The organism is Ramlibacter cellulosilyticus (genome assembly GCF_014297465.1).
Classification (GTDB): domain Bacteria; phylum Pseudomonadota; class Gammaproteobacteria; order Burkholderiales; family Burkholderiaceae_C; genus Ramlibacter; species Ramlibacter cellulosilyticus.
Genome location: NZ_JACORT010000002.1, coordinates 602,967 through 621,176 on the forward strand (window position 1 = coordinate 602,967; position 18,210 = coordinate 621,176).

Genomic DNA, 18,210 nt, shown 5'->3' on the forward strand with positions numbered 1-18,210 from the left:
ATGCACAAGACCTCCGCCTGGCCGCTCGCCGGCGCGTACGTGGTGCTCATCGTGTACGCAAGCCTCTATCCGTTCGCCGGCTGGCGCGACCAGGAGATCCCGCCGTGGGACTTCCTCTTCGCCGGCTGGCCCAAGTACTGGACGGGCTTCGACCTCGCCGCCAACGTCGTGGGCTACGTGCCCCTCGGCTTCCTGCTCGCCCTCAGCTTCATGCGGCGCGGCAACGTGCGCTACTTCGCCAACCACCCCAACCTCGCCGGCATCGCAGTGGCCGTCGCCGCGGGGACGGTGCTGTCGTTCTGCATGGAAGGCGTCCAGAACTATCTGCCTTCGCGCGTCGCGTCGAACGTCGACTTCGGGCTCAACGTCGCGGGCACGCTCGCGGGCGCCGTGGTCGCGACCGCGCTGGAGCTCGCGGGCGCCATCGACCACTGGAGCCGCTTCCGCGAGCGCTGGTTCATCCCGGAGGCGCGCGGCGCGCTCGTGCTGCTCGCGCTGTGGCCTTTCGCGCTGCTGTTCCCCGCGGCCGTTCCCCTCGGCCTGGGGCAGGTGCTCGAGCGGCTGGAAGGCAGCATCGCGGAATGGCTGCAGGAAACACCTTTCCTCGAATGGATGCCGATGCGCGAAGTGGAACTGCAGCCGCTCGTGCCGGCGGCGGAGCTGCTGTGCGTCGCGCTCGGCGCCTTCATCCCCTGCCTGCTCGGATACACGATCCTGCGTTCCGTCGGGCGCCGCGCGGTGTTCGCGATCGTCGCGGTGGCGCTGGGCACGGCGATCACGGCCTTGTCGGCCGCCCTCAGCTGGGGCCCGAACCACGCGTGGGCGTGGATGAGCCTGCCGGTGCGGCTCGGGCTCGTGTTCGGCCTGCTGCTGGCCATGCTGATGCTGGCCGTGCCGCGCCGCGGCTGCGCGGCCATGCTGCTGCTCGCGCTCGTCGTGCACCTGAGCGTGCTGAACCAGGCGCCGGCCAGCGCCTATTTCGCCGACACGCTGCAGGCGTGGGAGCAGGGCCGCTTCATCCGCTTCAACGGGCTGGCGCAGTGGCTGGGATGGCTCTGGCCTTATGCGGTGCTGGTTTATGTGCTGCTGCGGGTCTCGCGTCCCGAGCGGACTCCTACAATCCCCGCATGAGCGCGCCGCAGCAACAGTATTACGAGCACCACATCTTCTTCTGCCTGAACAAGCGCGAGAACGGCGAGGCCTGCTGTGCCGACCACAACGCGCAGGCCGCCTTCGACCGCTGCAAGGCGCAGGTGAAGGCCAAGGGCCTCGCGGGCCCGGGCAAGGTGCGCGTGAACAAGGCGGGTTGCCTCGATCGCTGCCAGGGCGGGCCGATCGCGGTCGTGTATCCCGAAGGCACCTGGTACACCTACGTGGACGCGAACGACATCGACGAGATCGTCGAGTCCCACCTGCAGAACGGCAAGGTGGTCGAGCGCCTGCTGACGCCGCCGCACCTCGGGCGCTAGGCATGAACGCGCAGACCGAACGCCTGGAGCTCGCCGGGCCGGCGGGCCGCATCCAGGTGCTGCGCGACCAGCCCGCGGGCACGCCGCGCGGGACCGCGGTGATCGCGCATCCGCATCCGCTCTTCGGCGGCACGATGGACAACAAGGTCGTGCAGACGCTCGCACGCGCGTTCGTGCAGTGCGGATGGACCGCGGTGCGCTTCAACTTCCGCGGCGTGGGCACGAGCGAAGGCGCGCACGACAACGGCGAGGGCGAGACGCTGGACCTGCAGCACGTGCTCGGCGAACTCGCCCCGCAAGGCGAAGTCGCGTTGGCGGGCTTCTCCTTCGGCGCGTACGTCACCGCCCGTGCCCTGCAATCGGTGTGGGGAGAGCGTGACGTGCGCGCCGTCGTGCTCGTGGGCACCGCCGCCGCGCGCTTCCAGGTGCCGGAACTTCCGGCCGAGTCACACGATCGCACCCTCGTGATCCATGGCGAGGTCGACGACACCGTGCCGCTCGCGGCCGCCCTGGACTGGGCCCGTCCCCAGTCACTCCCCGTTACGGTGGTGCCCGGGGTCGAGCATTTCTTTCACGGACAATTGCCCCTCTTGAAGAACCTGGTGGTCCGCCACCTGCGCGCACAAGGATGATGACTCGCTGGATGCGGGCGCTGCTCGCGCCGTGCATGTTCCTTTTCTGCCTGGCCGCGCTGGCACAGGTGCCCGAGCCCCCGGAGATCGCCGCCAAGAGCTACCTGCTCCTGGACGTGAGCGCGAACCAGGTCCTCGCCTCGCGCAACGCCGATGCCCCCGTGGAGCCGGCATCGCTCACCAAGCTGATGACCGGCTACCTGGTGTACGACGCGCTGAAGGCGAAGAAGATCGCGCTGGACCAGAAGCTGCCGGTGAGCGAGCGCGCGTGGCGCATGCCGGGCTCGCGCATGTTCATCGATCCCAAGATGCAGGTGCCGGTCGACGACCTCCTCAAGGGCATGATCGTCCAGTCCGGCAACGATGCCACCGTGGCCCTCGCCGAAGGCGTGGCCGGCAGCGTGGAGCGTTTCGTGGACCTCATGAACCAGCAGGCGAAGGCGCTAGGCATGGCGAACACGACGTACAAGAACCCCGAGGGGCTCACCGCGCCGGGGCACGTGACGACCGCGCGCGACCTCGGGATCCTCGCCACGCGGCTGATGCAGGACTTCCCGGACGAACTGCCTTACTACGGGATCAAGAAGTACCGCTACCAGGGCACGCCCACGGCGAACGACACGAACCGGAACATGCTGCTGTTCCGCGACCCGACGGTCGACGGGCTCAAGACGGGCCACACCGATGCGGCGGGCTACTGCCTGGTCGCGACGGCGAGGCGCGATTTCCCCAACCTGCAGGGCCGCCGCCTGCTCGCGATCGTGCTGGGGGCCAGCAGCGAGGCCGCGCGCGCGAACGAGGCGCAGAAGCTGCTGAACTGGGGCTACACGGCCTTCGAGGGCCTCAAGCTGTTCGAAGGCAACCAGGCGGTGCTGGAGCCGCAGGTCTGGAAGGGCAGCGACAAGACGGTCAAGCTGGGCCAGCCGCGTCCCATCGTGCTGGCCGTGCCGGTCGGCAGCGCCAGCCGCATCAGGACCCAGGTGGTCCGGCCCGACCCTCTCGTGGCCCCCATCCAGAAGGGGCAGCAGGTCGGGACGCTGAAGATCCTGGCCGGCGAACAGGTCCTGCGCGAGGTGCCCCTGGTGGCCCTGCAGGAAGTCGAGCAGGCGGGCGTCTTCGGCCGCGCCTGGGACGCGATCCGCCTCTGGATCAAATGACGGCCATGTGCCCATGAACCCCATGCAAACCAAGAAACTCTCCCTCTTCCCCCTCGTGTTCGCCCTCGCGGCGGGCGGCCTGGCACCGGGTTCGGCGGCCTTCGCCGCTCCGCAGAAGCCCGCGGCCGCCAAGAAGGCTGCCGTGGAGGGGCCGGCCCCGCTGCAGGGGCAGACCGCCGTCGCCGGCGGGGCGCCCGCGCTGGCCGCCAAGGCCTGGCTGCTGATGGACTTCGATTCGGGCGAGGTGCTCGCCTCGGCCAACCCCGACGAGGCGCTGCCGCCTGCTTCGCTGACGAAGATGATGACCAGCTACCTGGTGGAGCAGGCGCTGCGCACGGGCAAGCTCAAGAAGGACGAGCTGGTCACGACCAGCCAGAACGCCTGGTGCCGCGGCTCGAGCACCGAGTCGTGCATGTACCTGCCCCTGAACGGCCAGGCCACGGTGATCGACATCCTGCGCGGCATCATCATCCAGTCCGGCAACGACGCGTCCAAGGCGATCGCCGAGCACATGGCGGGCTCCGAGGAGAACTTCGCCAAGCTGATGAACGCGGAGGCGCAGCGCCTGGGCATGAAGAACACGCACTTCGTGAACGCCACCGGCCTGCCCGACCCGGCGCACAAGGCGTCCGCCCGCGACCTCGCCATCCTGGCGCGCGCGATCATCCGCGACAGCTCCGAGTACTACCCGCTCTATTCGGAGCGCGAGTTCACCTACAACAAGATCAAGCAGGGCAACCGCAACGCGCTGCTGTACACCGACCCCACCGTGGACGGCCTGAAGACCGGCCACACGGAGGCGGCGGGCTACTGCCTGGTCACTTCGTCGAAGCGCAACGGGATGCGCCTGATCTCGGTCATCCTGAACACCAGCAGCGCGCAGGCGCGGGCCGACCAGTCGCGCACCCTGCTGAACTGGGGCTTCGCCAACTTCGAGAAGGCCACGCCCATCCCGGCGAACACGGCGGTCGGTACCGCGAAGGTCAAGTTCGGCAAGGCCGAGACGGTGGCGGCCGGCCTGGCGGGCCCCTGGACGGTGACCGTGCCGCGCGGCCAGAAGGTGGACACCGCGGTGCAGCTCCGGCCGGACGTGGAAGCGCCCGTGACCAAGGGTGCCGTCATCGGCAAGGTGGTCGCGAGCTCCAACGGCAAGCCGCTGGCCGAGGCGCCCCTGGTGGCCCAGGCCGACGTGGAGCGGGCAGGGTTCTTCCTGCGGGCCTGGCAGGCGGTGTCGGGGATGTTCGGGAAGTGACGCTCAGCGCCGGGCGGCAGCATGCCGCCCCCGCGTGCGTCATCCCGGCGGAAGCCGGGATCCACGGAGCCTTCGCAAGAGCCGGGATCCATGGAGCCTTCGCAAGAGCCGGGATCCTGGAGCCTCGCGAGGGATTTTTCACGCCGTATGGGCCCCGGCTTCCGCCGGGGCTCCTCGTGCGCCCTTTGCGGCCTTGGCCGCGTCGGGCTATACTCGTCGGCTTTCCCGCAATTTGGGGCGGGAAGAGCCTTTCCGTTTGATCGACGGATTTCACGCAACTAGGGACGTTTTTTAAATGCCAACCATCAACCAGCTCGTGCGTCAGGGGCGCGAGGTCGAAAAGACCAAGTCCAAGTCCCCCGCGATGCAGAACAGCCCCCAGCGCCGTGGCGTGTGCACCCGCGTGTACACCACGACGCCGAAGAAGCCGAACTCCGCCCTGCGGAAGGTCGCCAAGGTCCGCCTGACCAACGGCTTCGAAGTCATCTCCTACATCGGCGGCGAAGGCCACAACCTGCAGGAACACAGCGTGGTGCTGGTCCGCGGCGGCCGCGTCAAGGACCTGCCCGGTGTGCGTTACCACATCGTCCGCGGTTCCCTGGACCTGCAAGGCGTGAAGGATCGCAAGCAGGCCCGTTCCAAGTACGGCGCGAAGCGCCCGAAGAAGGCCTAAACGGCCATTGGTTGGTTTGTCGGTGCTTTCCAGCCTCGGCAGGCTGAGGAAGCGTAGTGATCCTGAACAAGGATCGAGTAAGTGGGATGCCCTGATGGCTCCCGCGGCCGCGCCGGAAGGCGGGCCAACTGAAGCAAAGAGAGAGGTTTGAAATGCCGCGTCGTCGCGAAGTCCCCAAGCGTGAAATCCTGCCGGATCCCAAGTACGGCAATGTCGAGCTCGCCAAGTTCATGAACGTGATCATGCAAGGCGGCAAGAAGGCGGTCGCCGAGCGCATCGTCTACGGTGCCCTCGAGCAGATCGAGAAGAAGAACCCCGGTCGCGATCCGGTGGAAGCGTTCACCATGGCCATCAACAACGTGAAGCCCATGGTCGAAGTGAAGTCGCGCCGCGTCGGCGGTGCGAACTACCAGGTTCCCGTCGAGGTCCGTCCCGTCCGCCGCCTGGCCCTGTCCATGCGCTGGATCAAGGAAGCCGCCAAGAAGCGCGGCGAGAAGTCCATGGCCCTGCGCCTGGCGAACGAACTCATGGAAGCCACGGAAGGCCGTGGCGGCGCCATGAAGAAGCGCGACGAAGTGCACCGCATGGCCGAAGCCAACAAGGCCTTCAGCCACTTCCGCTTCTAAAGTCCGTCCCCATCTTAGGTGCGGGCCCGCCACGAGCGGGCCTGTGCCGTTTACAGAAAGACTCATCATGGCCCGCAAAACGCCTATCGAGCGCTACCGCAACATCGGTATCTCCGCGCACATCGACGCCGGCAAGACCACCACGACCGAGCGCATCCTGTTCTACACGGGTGTGAACCACAAGCTCGGCGAGGTGCACGACGGCGCCGCTACCACCGACTGGATGGAGCAGGAGCAGGAGCGTGGCATCACGATCACCTCCGCCGCCGTCACCTGCTTCTGGAAGGGCATGGACCTGTCCTATCCGGAGCACCGCTTCAACATCATCGACACCCCCGGCCACGTGGACTTCACCATCGAGGTGGAGCGTTCCATGCGCGTGCTGGACGGCGCCTGCATGGTGTACTGCGCCGTGGGCGGCGTGCAGCCCCAGTCCGAGACGGTCTGGCGCCAGGCCAACAAGTACAAGGTGCCGCGCCTTGCGTTCGTCAACAAGATGGACCGCACCGGCGCGAACTTCTTCAAGGTCTATGACCAGATGAAGACACGCCTGAAGGCCAACCCCGTGCCCGTCGTGATCCCGATCGGTGCCGAGGACAACTTCAAGGGCGTCGTCGACCTCCTGAAGATGAAGGCGATCATCTGGGACGAGGCGTCCCAGGGCATGAAGTTCGAGTACAGCGACATCCCCGCCGACCTGGTCGACTCCGCCAACGAGTGGCGCGAGAAGATGGTCGAGGCCGCCGCCGAGTCCTCCGAGGAACTGATGAACAAGTACCTCGAGGAAGGCGACCTGACGGAAGCCGAGATCAAGCTGGGCATCCGCACCCGCACGATCGCCACCGAGATCCAGCCGATGCTGTGCGGCACCGCCTTCAAGAACAAGGGCGTGCAGCGCATGCTGGACGCCGTCATCGACTTCCTGCCCTCCCCGGTGGACATTCCCCCGGTGGCCGGCATCGATGAAGACGAGAAGGAAACCAGCCGCAAGGCCGACGACGCCGAGAAGTTCTCCGCGCTGGCGTTCAAGCTGATGACCGACCCGTTCGTGGGCCAGCTGACCTTCGTGCGCGTGTACTCGGGCGTCCTGACCAAGGGCGACACCGTCTACAACCCGGTGAAGGGCAAAAAGGAGCGCATCGGCCGTATCGTGCAGATGATGGCGAACACGCGCACCGAGATCGAGGAGATCCGTGCCGGCGACATCGCCGCCTGCGTGGGCCTGAAGGACGTGACGACCGGCGAGACGCTGTGCGACCCCGAGTCCATCGTGACCCTGGAGCGCATGGTGTTCCCCGAGCCGGTGATCCGCCAGGCCGTGGAGCCGAAGACGAAGGCCGACCAGGAGAAGATGGGCGTCGCGCTGCAGCGCCTGGCTTCCGAAGACCCGTCCTTCCGCGTGAACACGGACGAGGAATCCGGCCAGACCATCATCGCCGGCATGGGCGAGCTGCACCTGGAAATCATCGTCGACCGCATGAAGCGCGAGTTCGGCGTGGAAGCCAACGTGGGCAAGCCGCAGGTGGCCTACCGCGAGACGATCCGCCGCAAGACGGCCGACGTGGAAGGCAAGTTCGTGCGCCAGTCGGGCGGCAAGGGCCAGTACGGCCACGTCGTCTTCACGGTGGAGCCGAACGAGACCGGCAAGGGCTTCGAGTTCGTCGACGCGATCAAGGGCGGCGTGGTGCCGCGCGAGTACATTCCCGCCGTGCAGAAGGGCGTGGAAGAGGCGCTGAACTCCGGCGTGCTGGCGGGCTACCCCGTCGTGGACGTGAAGGTCACGCTGACCTTCGGCTCGTACCACGAAGTGGACTCGTCGGAGCAGGCGTTCAAGATGGCCGCCATCTTCGGCTTCAAGGAAGGCGCGAAGAAGTCGCAGCCCGTGATCCTCGAGCCGATGATGGCCGTGGAAGTCGAGACGCCGGAAGACTACGCCGGCAACGTGATGGGCGACCTGTCGTCCCGTCGCGGCATGGTGCAGGGCATGGACGACATGCCCGGCGGCGGCAAGGTCATCAAGGCCGAAGTCCCGCTGTCGGAAATGTTCGGCTACTCCACCACGCTGCGCTCGATGTCCCAGGGCCGCGCGACGTACACGATGGAGTTCAAGCACTACAGCGAAGCTCCGAAGAACGTGGCCGAAGGCATCATCGCTGCCCGGGCCAAGTAGGCGCTCGATCGAAGAGTAGAACGCAGAGGACGCAGAGACCCGCAGAGGTCGCAGAGAACATCCATCAAAGGTTCTCTGCGATCTCTGCGTAACCTCTGCGACCTCTGCGTTCGAAGTTTTGTCTGCGACCCCGCGCCCCCCATTTGCCCGTGGTGGGGGATCCAGCAGCGGAGTGCAGACGTTAAACCAGCACACGGGCAATGCTCTTTATCGGAGATTTCTGAATGGCAAAAGGTAAGTTCGAGCGGACCAAGCCGCACGTCAACGTGGGCACCATCGGCCACGTGGACCATGGCAAGACGACCCTGACGGCGGCGATCACGACCGTGCTGTCGACCAAGTTCGGCGGCGAAGCCAAGGCGTACGACCAGATCGACGCGGCCCCCGAAGAGAAGGCCCGCGGCATCACGATCAACACCGCGCACGTCGAATACGAGACGCAGAACCGTCACTACGCGCACGTGGACTGCCCTGGCCACGCCGACTACGTGAAGAACATGATCACCGGCGCCGCCCAGATGGACGGCGCGATCCTGGTCGTGTCCGCCGCCGACGGCCCGATGCCCCAGACGCGCGAGCACATCCTGCTGGCGCGCCAGGTGGGCGTGCCCTACATCATCGTGTTCCTGAACAAGTGCGACATGGTCGATGACGCCGAGCTGCTGGAACTGGTCGAGATGGAAGTGCGCGAGCTGCTGTCCAAGTACGACTTCCCCGGCGACGACACCCCCATCGTCAAGGGCTCGGCCAAGCTGGCGCTGGAAGGCGACAAGGGCGAGCTGGGCGAGCAGGCCATCATGAAGCTGGCGGAAGCCCTGGACACCTACATCCCGACGCCCGAGCGCGCCGTGGACGGTGCGTTCCTGATGCCGGTGGAAGACGTGTTCTCCATCTCCGGCCGCGGCACCGTGGTGACGGGTCGCGTGGAGCGCGGCGTGATCAAGGTCGGCGAGGAAATCGAGATCGTCGGCCTGAAGGCGACGCTCAAGACCACCTGCACGGGCGTGGAAATGTTCCGCAAGCTGCTGGACCAGGGCCAGGCCGGCGACAACGTCGGTATCCTGCTGCGCGGCACCAAGCGCGAGGAAGTCGAGCGCGGCCAGGTGCTGTGCAAGCCCGGCTCCATCAAGCCGCACACGCACTTCACCGCCGAGGTGTACGTGCTGTCCAAGGACGAAGGCGGCCGCCACACGCCGTTCTTCAACAACTATCGCCCGCAGTTCTACTTCCGCACGACGGACGTGACCGGCGCGATCGAGCTGCCGAAGGACAAGGAAATGGTCATGCCCGGCGACAACGTGACGATCACCGTCAAGCTGATCGCCCCGATCGCCATGGAAGAAGGCCTGCGCTTCGCCATCCGCGAAGGCGGCAAGACCGTCGGCGCCGGCGTCGTTGCCAAGATCATGGAGTAATCATGGCCCAGCAGAAGATCCGCATCCGCCTGAAAGCCTTCGATTACAAGCTGATCGACCAGTCCGCCGCCGAGATCGTCGACACGGCCAAGCGCACCGGCGCCATCGTCAAGGGCCCGGTGCCCCTGCCGACGCGCATGAAGCGCTTCGACATCCTGCGTTCGCCGCACGTGAACAAGTCTTCGCGTGACCAGTTCGAGATCCGCACGCACCAGCGCCTGATGGACATCGTCGACCCGACCGACAAGACGGTCGACGCCCTGATGAAGCTGGACCTGCCCGCGGGCGTGGACGTCGAGATCAAGCTGCAGTAAGACTGCGGTTTCGAGCTCCCGGAAAGGCCGCCTGCGGGCGGCCTTTCTGCTGGGGCCGTCGTTTGCTGGGGTGCGCTGCGCGCAACCCAGCCTACGCGGGCGCAGCAGGGGTTCGGGGTAGCCTTGTAGGCTGGGTTGCGCGCAGCGCACCCCAGCTTTCCCTCCCATCCCACCGCGCACCTTGGCAGACGTTTCCTACAGCTGCTACAATTGCGGGCTTCGCTCGGTTCCGGCCGGGCGGAGCTTTTTATCAACCCTCTTTCGTACCTCAAACGTGGCAGCCAATTGCAGCGGCCACGGCGAAAGCAACGGAGTAACAACATGAGTCTGAGCAGCCTCGGGTTGCTGGGCCGCAAGGTGGGCATGATGCGCCTGTTCACCGATGACGGGGACGCCGTTCCCGTCACGGTGCTGGACGTGTCCAACAACCGCGTGACCCAGGTCAAGAACCAGGACAAGGACGGCTACGTGGCCCTGCAGGTCACGTTCGGTCAGCGCCGGGCCTCCCGCGTGACCAAGCCGCAGGCCGGCCACCTCGCCAAGGCGGGCGTCGAAGCCGGTGAAATCATCCGTGAATTCCGCGTCGACGCCGACACCGCCGGCAAGTACGCCGCGGGCAAGGCCGTTCCGGTGCAGGAAGTGTTCGCCGCCGGCCAGCTGGTCGACGTGCAGGGCACCTCGATCGGCAAGGGCTTCACGGGCACGATCAAGCGCCACAACTTCAGCTCGCAGCGCGCGTCGCACGGCAACAGCCGTTCGCACAACGTGCCGGGCTCGATCTCGATGGCGCAGGACCCGGGCCGCGTGTTCCCGGGCAAGCGCATGTCGGGCCACCTGGGCGACGTGACCACCACCGTGCAGAACCTCGACGTCGTTCGCGTCGACGAGACCCGCGGCCTGCTGATGGTCAAGGGTGCCGTCCCCGGCGCCAAGAACGGTTTCGTGACCGTGCGCCTGGCCGCCAAGGGCCAGCCCAAGCCGGTGCAGGCGCAAGCCAAGGCCGAGAAGGGGAAGAAGTAAATGCAACTCGAACTCCTGAACGAGCAGGGCCAGGCCGCGTCCAAGATCGACGCCCCGGAGACCGTGTTCGGCCGTGAATACAACGAAGCGCTGATCCACCAGATCGTCGTCGCTTTCCAGGCGAATGCCCGTCAAGGCACCCGCGCCCAGAAGGACCGCGAGATGGTCAAGCACTCGACCAAGAAGCCGTTCCGCCAGAAGGGCACCGGCCGCGCTCGCGCCGGCATGACCTCGTCTCCGCTGTGGCGCGGGGGCGGTCGCATCTTCCCGAACAGCCCGGACGAGAACTTCACCCAGAAGATCAACAAGAAGATGTACCGCGCCGGCATGGCGTCCATCTTCTCCCAGCTGGCCCGTGACGGCCGCCTGGCGGTCGTCGAATCCCTCAAGGTCGACAGCCCCAAGACGAAGCAGCTGGCCGCCCGGTTCAAGCAGATGAACCTGGGTCAGTCGGTGCTGGTGATCGCCGACGAAGTGGACGAAAACCTGTACCTCGCTTCCCGCAACCTGCAGAACGTGCTCGTCGTCGAGCCGCGTTACGCCGACCCGCTGAGCCTGGTGCACTACAAGAAAGTGCTCGTCACCAAGGGCGCGATCGAGAAGCTGAAGGAGATGTTCGCATGACCACGAACACCGCAGCCAAGAAATTCGACGAAGGCCGCCTGATGCAGGTCCTGGTCGCCCCCATCGTGTCCGAGAAGGCCACGCTGGTTGCCGACAAGACCAACGCGGTGACCTTCAAGGTCCTGCAGGACGCCACCAAGCCCGAGATCAAGGCCGCCGTCGAACTGATGTTCAACGTGCAGGTCAAGGGCGTGTCCGTTGCCAACATCAAGGGCAAGACCAAGCGCTTCGGCCGCTCGGTCGGCCGCCGCGACAACATCCGCAAGGCGTATGTGACGCTGCAGCCCGGCCAGGAGCTGAACTTCTCCGGAGAGGCCGCTTAATCATGGCAGTCATCAAGCTCAAACCGACGACTCCCGGCCAGCGCGGCACGGTGAAGATCTCGCGCGACCACCTGCACAAGGGTGCGCCGTACGCTCCGCTGCTGGAACCCCAGATCCAGAAGGCCGGCCGCAACAACAACGGCCACATCACCACCCGTCACAAGGGCGGTGGCCACAAGCACCACTACCGCGTGGTCGATTTCGTCCGCAACAAGGACGGCATCCCGGCGAAGGTGGAACGCATCGAGTACGACCCGAACCGCTCCGCGCACATCGCCCTGGTGGTTTACGCCGACGGCGAGCGCCGCTACGTCATCGCCCCGCGCGGTGTCGAAGTCGGCTCCACGCTGCTGTCCGGTTCCGAGGCGCCGATCCGCGCCGGCAACACGCTGCCGATCCGCAACATCCCCGTGGGCTCGACGATCCACTGCATCGAGATCCTGCCGGGCAAGGGTGCGCAGATCGCGCGTTCCGCCGGTACCTCCGCGACGCTGCTGGCGCGCGAAGGCACCTACGCCCAGGTCCGCATGCGCTCCGGTGAGGTCCGCAAGATCCACATCGAGTGCCGCGCCACCATCGGCGAAGTCGCGAACGAAGAGCACAGCCTGCGCCAGCTCGGCAAGGCCGGCGTGAAGCGCCACATGGGCATCCGCCCGACCGTCCGCGGCGTGGTGATGAACCCGATCGACCACCCGCACGGCGGCGGCGAAGGCAAGACCGGCGAGGGCCGTCATCCCGTCGACCCGTGGGGCAACCTGACCAAGGGTTACCGTACTCGCAACAACAAGCGCACGCAGACGTTCATCGTCTCGCGCCGCAAGAAGTAAGGGGTCCGCAACATGACGCGTTCTCTCAAGAAGGGTCCGTTCGTGGACCACCACCTGGTGAACAAGGTCGACAAGGCCGTGAGCACCAAGGACAAGAAGCCGATCAAGACCTGGTCGCGCCGCTCGATGATCCTGCCCGATTTCATCGGCCTGACCATCGCCGTGCACAACGGCAAGCAGCACGTTCCGGTCTACATCACCGACCAGATGGTGGGCCACAAGCTGGGCGAATTCGCCCTGACGCGCACCTTCAAGGGTCACCCCGCCGACAAAAAAGTCGTGAAGAAGTGAGGCTGAGACATGGCTACTGAAACCAAAGCTGTGCTCCGCGGCGTCCGCCTGTCCGTCGACAAGGGCCGCCTCGTGGCCGACCTGATCCGCGGCAAGAAGGTGGACCAGGCCCTCAACATCCTGAACTTCACCCAGAAGAAGGGTGCCGTCATCGTCAAGAAGGTGCTGGAGTCCGCGATCGCGAACGCCGAGCACAACGACGGTGCCGACATCGACGAGCTGAAGGTCAAGACGATCTACGTGGAACAAGGCACCGTGCTGAAGCGCTTCACCGCGCGCGCCAAGGGCCGCGGCAACCGCATCAGCAAGGGTACGTGCCACGTGTACGTGACCGTCGGGAACTGAGGAAGAACATGGGACAGAAGATCCATCCGACCGGCTTCCGCCTGGCCGTCACCCGCAACTGGAACTCCCGCTGGTACGCGAACAACCGTGACTTCAGCGACATGCTCGCCGAGGACATCAAGGTCCGCGACTACCTGAAGACCAAGCTGAAGAACGCCGCGGTCTCCCGCGTGCTGATCGAGCGTCCTGCCAAGAACGCCCGCATCACGATCTACTCCGCCCGTCCGGGCGTGGTGATCGGCAAGAAGGGCGAGGACATCGAGAACCTGAAGAAGGAACTCGCCACCCGCCTGGGCGTGCCGGTCGCGGTGAACATCGAGGAAGTGCGCAAGCCCGAAGTCGATGCCCAGCTGATCGCCGACTCGATCACCCAGCAGCTCGAGAAGCGCATCATGTTCCGCCGCGCGATGAAGCGCGCCATGCAGAACGCGATGCGTCTCGGTGCCCAGGGTATCAAGATCATGTCGTCGGGCCGCCTGAACGGCATCGAGATCGCGCGTACCGAGTGGTACCGCGAAGGCCGCGTGCCGCTCCACACCCTGCGTGCGGACATCGACTACGGCTTCTCCGAAGCCAAGACCACCTACGGCGTCATCGGCGTCAAGGTGTGGGTGTACAAGGGTGACACGCTGGGTCGCACCGACCTGCCGTCCCTGGACTCCACGCCGCGTCCCGAAGGCGAAGAGCGCCGTGGCCCGCGCGGCCCGCGCCGTGACGGCGACCGCCGTGGCGGCCCTGGCGGCGGCCGTGGCGGCCCCGGTGGCGGCCGTGGCGGCCCCCGCCGCGACGCCGGTGCGACGAACGTCGCCCCTGCCGAAGGCAGCGACAAGCCCGCTGAAGCAACCGCAGGCGCGGAAGCGCCGAAATCTACCGTTAAGCGCGTGGCTCGTCCCGCGCCGGCCAGCAAGAGCTGATCCGACGGTAAAGGAGAGATAAATGCTGCAACCCGCTCGCCGCAAATACCGCAAAGAGCAAAAAGGCCGCAACACCGGCGTCGCGACCACGGGCAACTCCGTGGCCTTCGGCGATTTCGGCCTGAAGTGCACCGACCGTGGCCGCCTGACGGCCCGCCAGATCGAGGCCGCGCGTCGCGCGATCTCCCGTCACGTCAAGCGTGGCGGCCGCATCTGGATCCGCGTGTTCCCCGACAAGCCGATCTCCCAGAAGCCCGCCGAGGTGCGCATGGGTAACGGCAAGGGCAACCCGGAGTACTACGTGGCTGAAATCCAGCCGGGCAAGGTGGTGTTCGAGATCGTCGGCGTGCCCGAGGAACTCGCGCGCGAAGCGTTCAAGCTGGCTGCCGCCAAGCTGCCGCTGCGCACCACGTTCGTTTCCCGCATGATCGGCCAGTAAGAGGAGCAGAGAACATGACGAAAGCCAAGGATCTCCGTTCCAAGGACGCCGCCGGCGTGGAAGCCGAAGTGAAGAGCCTGCAGAAGGCCCATTTCGGCCTGCGCATGCAGAAGGCCACGCAACAACTCAACAACACGGCCACGCTGCGTTCCACGCGTCGTGACATCGCTCGCGCCAAGACCATCCTGGCGCAGAAGCGTGCCGAATCCGCCAAGTAATCAGGAGTGAACATGACGGAAGCCAAGACCTCCCTCAAGCGCACCCTGATCGGCAAGGTCGTCAGCGACAAGCGCGCCAAGACCGTGACCGTGCTGGTGGAGCGCCGCGTGAAGCACGAGCTTTACGGCAAGATCGTGATGAAGTCGAGCAAGTACCACGCCCATGACGAAAAGGGCGAGTACCACACCGGCGACGTCATCGAGATCACGGAAAGCAAGCCGATCTCCAAGACCAAGAACTGGGTCGCGACCCGCCTGGTCGAGAAGGCCTCCGAGGTCTAAGACGCCCCGGCTGCAAGCCACGCAAAAACGGCCCACAATCGTGGGCCGTTTTTCTTTTCCCCCAACGAACGAGGAGCTCCCATGATCAAAGTCGGCGACACGCTGCCCGATGTCACCCTGATGGAATATTCGGAAGTCGAGGGCAACGGCTGCAGCATCGGCCCGAACCCCGTGAAGGTGAGCGAAGCCGCGAAGGGCAAGACCATCGCCCTGTTCGCGCTGCCCGGCGCGTTCACGCCCACCTGCTCCGCCAAGCACGTCCCCGGCTACGTCGAGAAGTTCAACGATCTGAAGGCCAGCGGCGTCGACGAGATCTGGTGCGTGAGCGTCAACGACGCGTTCGTGATGGGTGCCTGGGCGCGCGACCAGAAGACCGCGGGCAAGGTGCGCATGCTGGCCGACGGCAGCGGCGACTTCGCCAAGGCCACCGGCCTGACGCTGGACCTCACCGCGCGCGGCATGGGCGTGCGCAGCAACCGCTACTCGATGCTGGTCAAGGACGGCAAGGTCGCCTCGCTGAACGTCGAGGCGCCGGGCAAGTTCGAAGTCAGCGACGCGCAGACGCTGCTGGCGCAGGCGAAGGGCTGAACGGTTTTGTTCCCTCCCCTCCGGGGGAGGGCTAGGGTGGGGGCACGCGGCGCGTGTGCGGAGGCCGGAGCGCCCCCACCCCAACCCTCCCCCAGAGGGGGAGGGGGTGAAACCAACCTACAGTCTGCTGCTGAGAGGCGCCGGCCCGCTGTGCCACAGGTCCGCCTTGAGGTAGTGCGCCCCCGGGATCGGGTTGTGGTAGTAGGGCGGGATGTCCTCGAACCCGAGGTCTTCGTACAGCGCGCGGGCGGCTTCCATGTCGTCCAGCGTGTCCAGCAGCACGCAGTCGTAGCCGGCGCGGCGGGCGGCGTCCAGCGTCGCCTCCGCGAGCTGGCGGCCGAGGCCGAAGCCGCGGAAGGCCTTGCGCACGTACAGGCGCTTCATCTCGCTCGCGTTCGGGTAGTCGGTGCCTTCGAGGGGCCGCAGCGCGCAGCATCCGGCCAGTTCGCCGTCGACGCGCGCCAGGAACAGGGCGCCGCCGGGCGCGGCGTACTCGCCGGGCAGGGAGGCCAGCTCCTCCTCGAAGTTCTGGAAGCAGAGATCGACGCCGAGGCCTTCGGCGTACTCCCGGAAGATGGCGCGCACGTCGTCCATGTCGGGCGCGCTCCGGGGAGAGCTGAGTTCGATCAGCGGCAACGGGGCAGTGTCCAAGGTCCGGGATGCGAGTCCATGGACAGCGGATCTTAGCGCGACCGCACGGCCGAGCTAGTTGAAGCCGCCGGAGCTCCCGCCGCCGGCCCCCAGGCTGGCGATCCAGGCGACGACGCCCGCGCACACGGCCAGCACCACCAGGGCGACGACGCGCGACGCGGTGTCGTCACGCGAAGGCTCCGCCGGCGCGGCGAGGTCCTTGTCGCCGACCACCATGGGGCGCACCAGGTTCTCGCGCTTCTTCTTCAGGTAGTACACGATGGCCGCGACGTGCAGCACCACGAGGCCGACGATCAGCCACTGCCCCACGGACTTGTGGTACCAGGTCGCCGCCAGGCCGGTGCTGCCCTGGACGAAGCGGTTCAGCGGCCCGGTGAACGCGATCTCGTCGTCGGCGAACAGGCCGGTGCCCACCTGCGCGAGCAGCACCAGCAGCATCGCGAACACCGAGCCCGCGCCCAGCGGGTTGTGCCCCACCAGGTGGTCCGGGTGGGCGCGGCCGCCGACGTACGCCAGCACGGACGAAGGCGCGTAGAGGAAGCTCCGGAAGCGGGACCAGCGCCCGCCGATGAAGCCCCACACGAGCCGGAACAGCAACAACGTGAGCACCGCATAGCCGAAGCGGGCATGCCACTGCATCGCATCGCCGCCGACGTACCCGGTGATCACGAGAAGCACCACGCAGGCGACGAGCGCCCAGTGGAACAGGCGGGTGGGGAGGTCCCAGACTCGGACACGATGCGGCATCGGCTACCCATGTTCTTGTTGACGGTACATTCCGGGGCGGCGACGCCGGGCCCGGCAGCCGCCACTTTAACCACGGAGAACGATTTCCCATGCAGTTTGCCGCGACCCTCGCGCTCGCCACCGCCGGCCTCTTCCTCGCGACCGGTGCATCCGCCCAGAGCTTCCAGAAGCCGGAAGACGCCATCAAGTACCGCCGCGCCGGCTTCACGGTCCTGGCCAGCCACTTCGGCGCCCTCGGCGCGATGGCGAATGGCCGTGCCCCGTTCGATGCGGCCGCCGCCGCGCGCCACGCCGACGTGATCTCGCTGGTGTCGCACCTGCCCTTCGCCGGTTTCGTTCCGGGTAGCGACAAGGGCGAGACGCGCGCGGACCCGCAGGTCTGGACCGAGCAGGCCAAGTTCAAGGCCGGCGCGGAGAAGATGCAGGACGCCGTCGGCAAGCTGGCCGTCGCCGCGAAGGGTGGCAACCTGGACGCCATGAAGGCCGCCTTCGGCCCCGCGGCCCAGACCTGCAAGGCCTGCCACGACGCCTATCGCAAGGACTGACGCGGATTTTTTCCGCGGGTGGAGGGAATGGCGGACGGGCGCGCAGCGTTCATGTTTTCGCCACCTTCCAACCCACGGAGAAGATTGCCCATGAGATTCCCCGCGACCCTTGCCGCCGCCACCGCCGCCCTCGTGCTGGCCACCGGCGCGTCCGCCCAGAACTTCCAGAAGCCCGAGGACGCGATCAAGTACCGGCGCAGCGCCATGACCGTGATGGCCGCGCATTTCGGCGTGCTGGGCGCGATGGCCAACGGCCGCGTGCCGTTCGATGCGGCGGCCGCGTCCCGCAGCGCCGACGTCATCGCGCTGGTGTCCCACCTGCCGGCCGCCGGCTTCGTGCCGGGCACCGACAAGGGCGAGACGCGGGCGAAGCCGGAGATCTGGACCGAGAACGCGAAGTTCAAGGGCAACTACGACAAGATGGTCGACGCGGTGGGCAAGCTGTCCGTCGCCGCCAAGACAGGCAACCTGGACACGATGAAGGCCGCCTTCGGGCCCGCCGCGAACACGTGCAAGGCCTGCCACGACGATTTCCGGAAAGAGTAGCCTTCCGTCATCCCCGCGGAGGCGGGGGGCGGTCTCAAGGGATCAATGCAACGCTGGCAGCCAGTCTTTCGACTGGCTTCTCAAATCCCAAAGTCTCTCTGGGACGGGTATTTAGCTTCCTTGCGATTTCGTCGAGCTGCTC

Annotated in this window: 25 protein-coding genes and 1 pseudogene; 23 read left to right on the plus strand and 3 right to left on the minus strand. The window is 66.5% G+C overall.

Translation table 11 applies throughout. The annotated features are described in order from the left end of the window. From H8N03_RS08570 to H8N03_RS08670, 21 genes are all read left to right on the plus strand, one after another. The gene (locus H8N03_RS08570) at positions 1-1,131 is read left to right on the plus strand and encodes a VanZ family protein (RefSeq protein WP_187075731.1); all 1,131 of its coding nucleotides are present in this window, start codon (positions 1-3) and stop codon (positions 1,129-1,131) included. Beyond that, complete coding sequence (locus H8N03_RS08575; RefSeq protein ID WP_187075732.1) at positions 1,128-1,469, plus strand: (2Fe-2S) ferredoxin domain-containing protein; 342 nt, start codon at positions 1,128-1,130, stop codon at positions 1,467-1,469. Before H8N03_RS08570 ends, H8N03_RS08575 begins: the two co-directional genes overlap by 4 nt. 2 nt (positions 1,470-1,471) lie before the next feature. Further along, the gene (locus H8N03_RS08580) at positions 1,472-2,101 is read left to right on the plus strand and encodes an alpha/beta hydrolase (RefSeq protein WP_187075733.1); all 630 of its coding nucleotides are present in this window, start codon (positions 1,472-1,474) and stop codon (positions 2,099-2,101) included. Positions 2,102-2,112: 11 nt separating this feature from the next. Beyond that, a complete protein-coding gene (locus H8N03_RS08585; protein ID WP_255428142.1) occupies positions 2,113-3,258 on the plus strand; it encodes a D-alanyl-D-alanine carboxypeptidase family protein in 1,146 nt (381 codons plus the stop codon). Between the two features lie 22 nt (positions 3,259-3,280). Further along, positions 3,281-4,510: a D-alanyl-D-alanine carboxypeptidase family protein gene (locus tag H8N03_RS08590; protein ID WP_187075735.1), complete on the plus strand. Its 1,230-nt coding sequence runs from the start codon at positions 3,281-3,283 to the stop codon at positions 4,508-4,510. Between the two features lie 295 nt (positions 4,511-4,805). Then, on the plus strand, positions 4,806-5,183 hold the full coding sequence (gene rpsL, locus H8N03_RS08595; protein WP_027477404.1) for a 30S ribosomal protein S12: 378 nt from the start codon (positions 4,806-4,808) through the stop codon (positions 5,181-5,183). Between the two features lie 152 nt (positions 5,184-5,335). After that, the gene (gene rpsG / locus H8N03_RS08600; RefSeq protein WP_135251794.1) at positions 5,336-5,809 is read left to right on the plus strand and encodes a 30S ribosomal protein S7; all 474 of its coding nucleotides are present in this window, start codon (positions 5,336-5,338) and stop codon (positions 5,807-5,809) included. A gap of 67 nt (positions 5,810-5,876) precedes the next feature. Further along, positions 5,877-7,979, plus strand: a complete 2,103-nt coding sequence (gene fusA / locus H8N03_RS08605) for an elongation factor G (protein WP_187075736.1) — start codon at positions 5,877-5,879, stop codon at positions 7,977-7,979. 224 nt (positions 7,980-8,203) lie between these two features. Next, the gene (tuf, locus tag H8N03_RS08610) at positions 8,204-9,394 is read left to right on the plus strand and encodes an elongation factor Tu (RefSeq protein ID WP_187075737.1); all 1,191 of its coding nucleotides are present in this window, start codon (positions 8,204-8,206) and stop codon (positions 9,392-9,394) included. A 2-nt stretch (positions 9,395-9,396) separates the two neighbouring features. Then, entirely contained in the window at positions 9,397-9,708 is a 312-nt protein-coding gene (gene rpsJ / locus H8N03_RS08615; protein WP_145895499.1) for a 30S ribosomal protein S10, read from the plus strand. A 321-nt stretch (positions 9,709-10,029) separates the two neighbouring features. Further along, positions 10,030-10,728 (plus strand): 50S ribosomal protein L3, encoded by a 699-nt coding sequence (gene rplC, locus H8N03_RS08620; RefSeq protein WP_187075738.1) that lies wholly within the window; start codon positions 10,030-10,032, stop codon positions 10,726-10,728. Then, positions 10,729-11,352 (plus strand): 50S ribosomal protein L4, encoded by a 624-nt coding sequence (gene rplD / locus H8N03_RS08625; protein WP_187075739.1) that lies wholly within the window; start codon positions 10,729-10,731, stop codon positions 11,350-11,352. It abuts the gene before it with no gap. Beyond that, positions 11,349-11,675: a 50S ribosomal protein L23 gene (gene rplW, locus H8N03_RS08630; RefSeq protein WP_187075740.1), complete on the plus strand. Its 327-nt coding sequence runs from the start codon at positions 11,349-11,351 to the stop codon at positions 11,673-11,675. The genes rplD and rplW overlap by 4 nt, the downstream gene beginning before the upstream one ends. 2 nt (positions 11,676-11,677) lie before the next feature. Further along, positions 11,678-12,502, plus strand: a complete 825-nt coding sequence (gene rplB / locus H8N03_RS08635; protein ID WP_187075741.1) for a 50S ribosomal protein L2 — start codon at positions 11,678-11,680, stop codon at positions 12,500-12,502. A gap of 12 nt (positions 12,503-12,514) precedes the next feature. Then, the gene (gene rpsS, locus H8N03_RS08640; RefSeq protein WP_187075742.1) at positions 12,515-12,793 is read left to right on the plus strand and encodes a 30S ribosomal protein S19; all 279 of its coding nucleotides are present in this window, start codon (positions 12,515-12,517) and stop codon (positions 12,791-12,793) included. Positions 12,794-12,802: 9 nt separating this feature from the next. Continuing rightward, positions 12,803-13,138, plus strand: coding sequence for a 50S ribosomal protein L22 (gene rplV, locus H8N03_RS08645; protein ID WP_187075743.1), 336 nt, complete (start codon positions 12,803-12,805; stop codon positions 13,136-13,138). Between the two features lie 8 nt (positions 13,139-13,146). Beyond that, positions 13,147-14,052, plus strand: coding sequence for a 30S ribosomal protein S3 (gene rpsC, locus H8N03_RS08650; protein WP_187075744.1), 906 nt, complete (start codon positions 13,147-13,149; stop codon positions 14,050-14,052). Between the two features lie 22 nt (positions 14,053-14,074). Beyond that, positions 14,075-14,491 carry a 50S ribosomal protein L16 gene (gene rplP / locus H8N03_RS08655; RefSeq protein WP_145895491.1) on the plus strand — a complete coding sequence of 139 codons (417 nt, stop codon included), beginning with the start codon at positions 14,075-14,077 and terminating at the stop codon, positions 14,489-14,491. Between the two features lie 14 nt (positions 14,492-14,505). After that, entirely contained in the window at positions 14,506-14,709 is a 204-nt protein-coding gene (gene rpmC / locus H8N03_RS08660; protein ID WP_169423006.1) for a 50S ribosomal protein L29, read from the plus strand. Between the two features lie 12 nt (positions 14,710-14,721). Beyond that, entirely contained in the window at positions 14,722-14,991 is a 270-nt protein-coding gene (rpsQ, locus tag H8N03_RS08665) for a 30S ribosomal protein S17 (protein WP_187075745.1), read from the plus strand. Positions 14,992-15,072: 81 nt separating this feature from the next. Next, a complete protein-coding gene (locus H8N03_RS08670) occupies positions 15,073-15,579 on the plus strand; it encodes a peroxiredoxin (RefSeq protein ID WP_187075746.1) in 507 nt (168 codons plus the stop codon). 117 nt (positions 15,580-15,696) lie between these two features. On the opposite strand, the gene H8N03_RS08675 is transcribed toward H8N03_RS08670, so the two are convergent. Next, complete coding sequence (locus tag H8N03_RS08675) at positions 15,697-16,173, minus strand: GNAT family N-acetyltransferase (RefSeq protein ID WP_187075747.1); 477 nt, start codon at positions 16,171-16,173, stop codon at positions 15,697-15,699. Positions 16,174-16,284: 111 nt separating this feature from the next. Beyond that, complete coding sequence (locus tag H8N03_RS08680; protein WP_187075748.1) at positions 16,285-16,977, minus strand: cytochrome b/b6 domain-containing protein; 693 nt, start codon at positions 16,975-16,977, stop codon at positions 16,285-16,287. 89 nt (positions 16,978-17,066) lie between these two features. Between H8N03_RS08680 and H8N03_RS08685 the strand changes: the two genes are divergently transcribed. Together H8N03_RS08685 and H8N03_RS08690 are read left to right on the plus strand one after the other, a co-directional pair. After that, the gene (locus H8N03_RS08685) at positions 17,067-17,522 is read left to right on the plus strand and encodes a c-type cytochrome (protein ID WP_187075749.1); all 456 of its coding nucleotides are present in this window, start codon (positions 17,067-17,069) and stop codon (positions 17,520-17,522) included. A 90-nt stretch (positions 17,523-17,612) separates the two neighbouring features. Continuing rightward, positions 17,613-18,068 carry a c-type cytochrome gene (locus tag H8N03_RS08690; RefSeq protein WP_187075750.1) on the plus strand — a complete coding sequence of 152 codons (456 nt, stop codon included), beginning with the start codon at positions 17,613-17,615 and terminating at the stop codon, positions 18,066-18,068. A gap of 34 nt (positions 18,069-18,102) precedes the next feature. On the opposite strand, the pseudogene H8N03_RS26685 reads toward H8N03_RS08690, so the two are convergent. Next, positions 18,103-18,210, minus strand: a pseudogene (locus H8N03_RS26685) (IS30 family transposase); the annotation flags it as partial.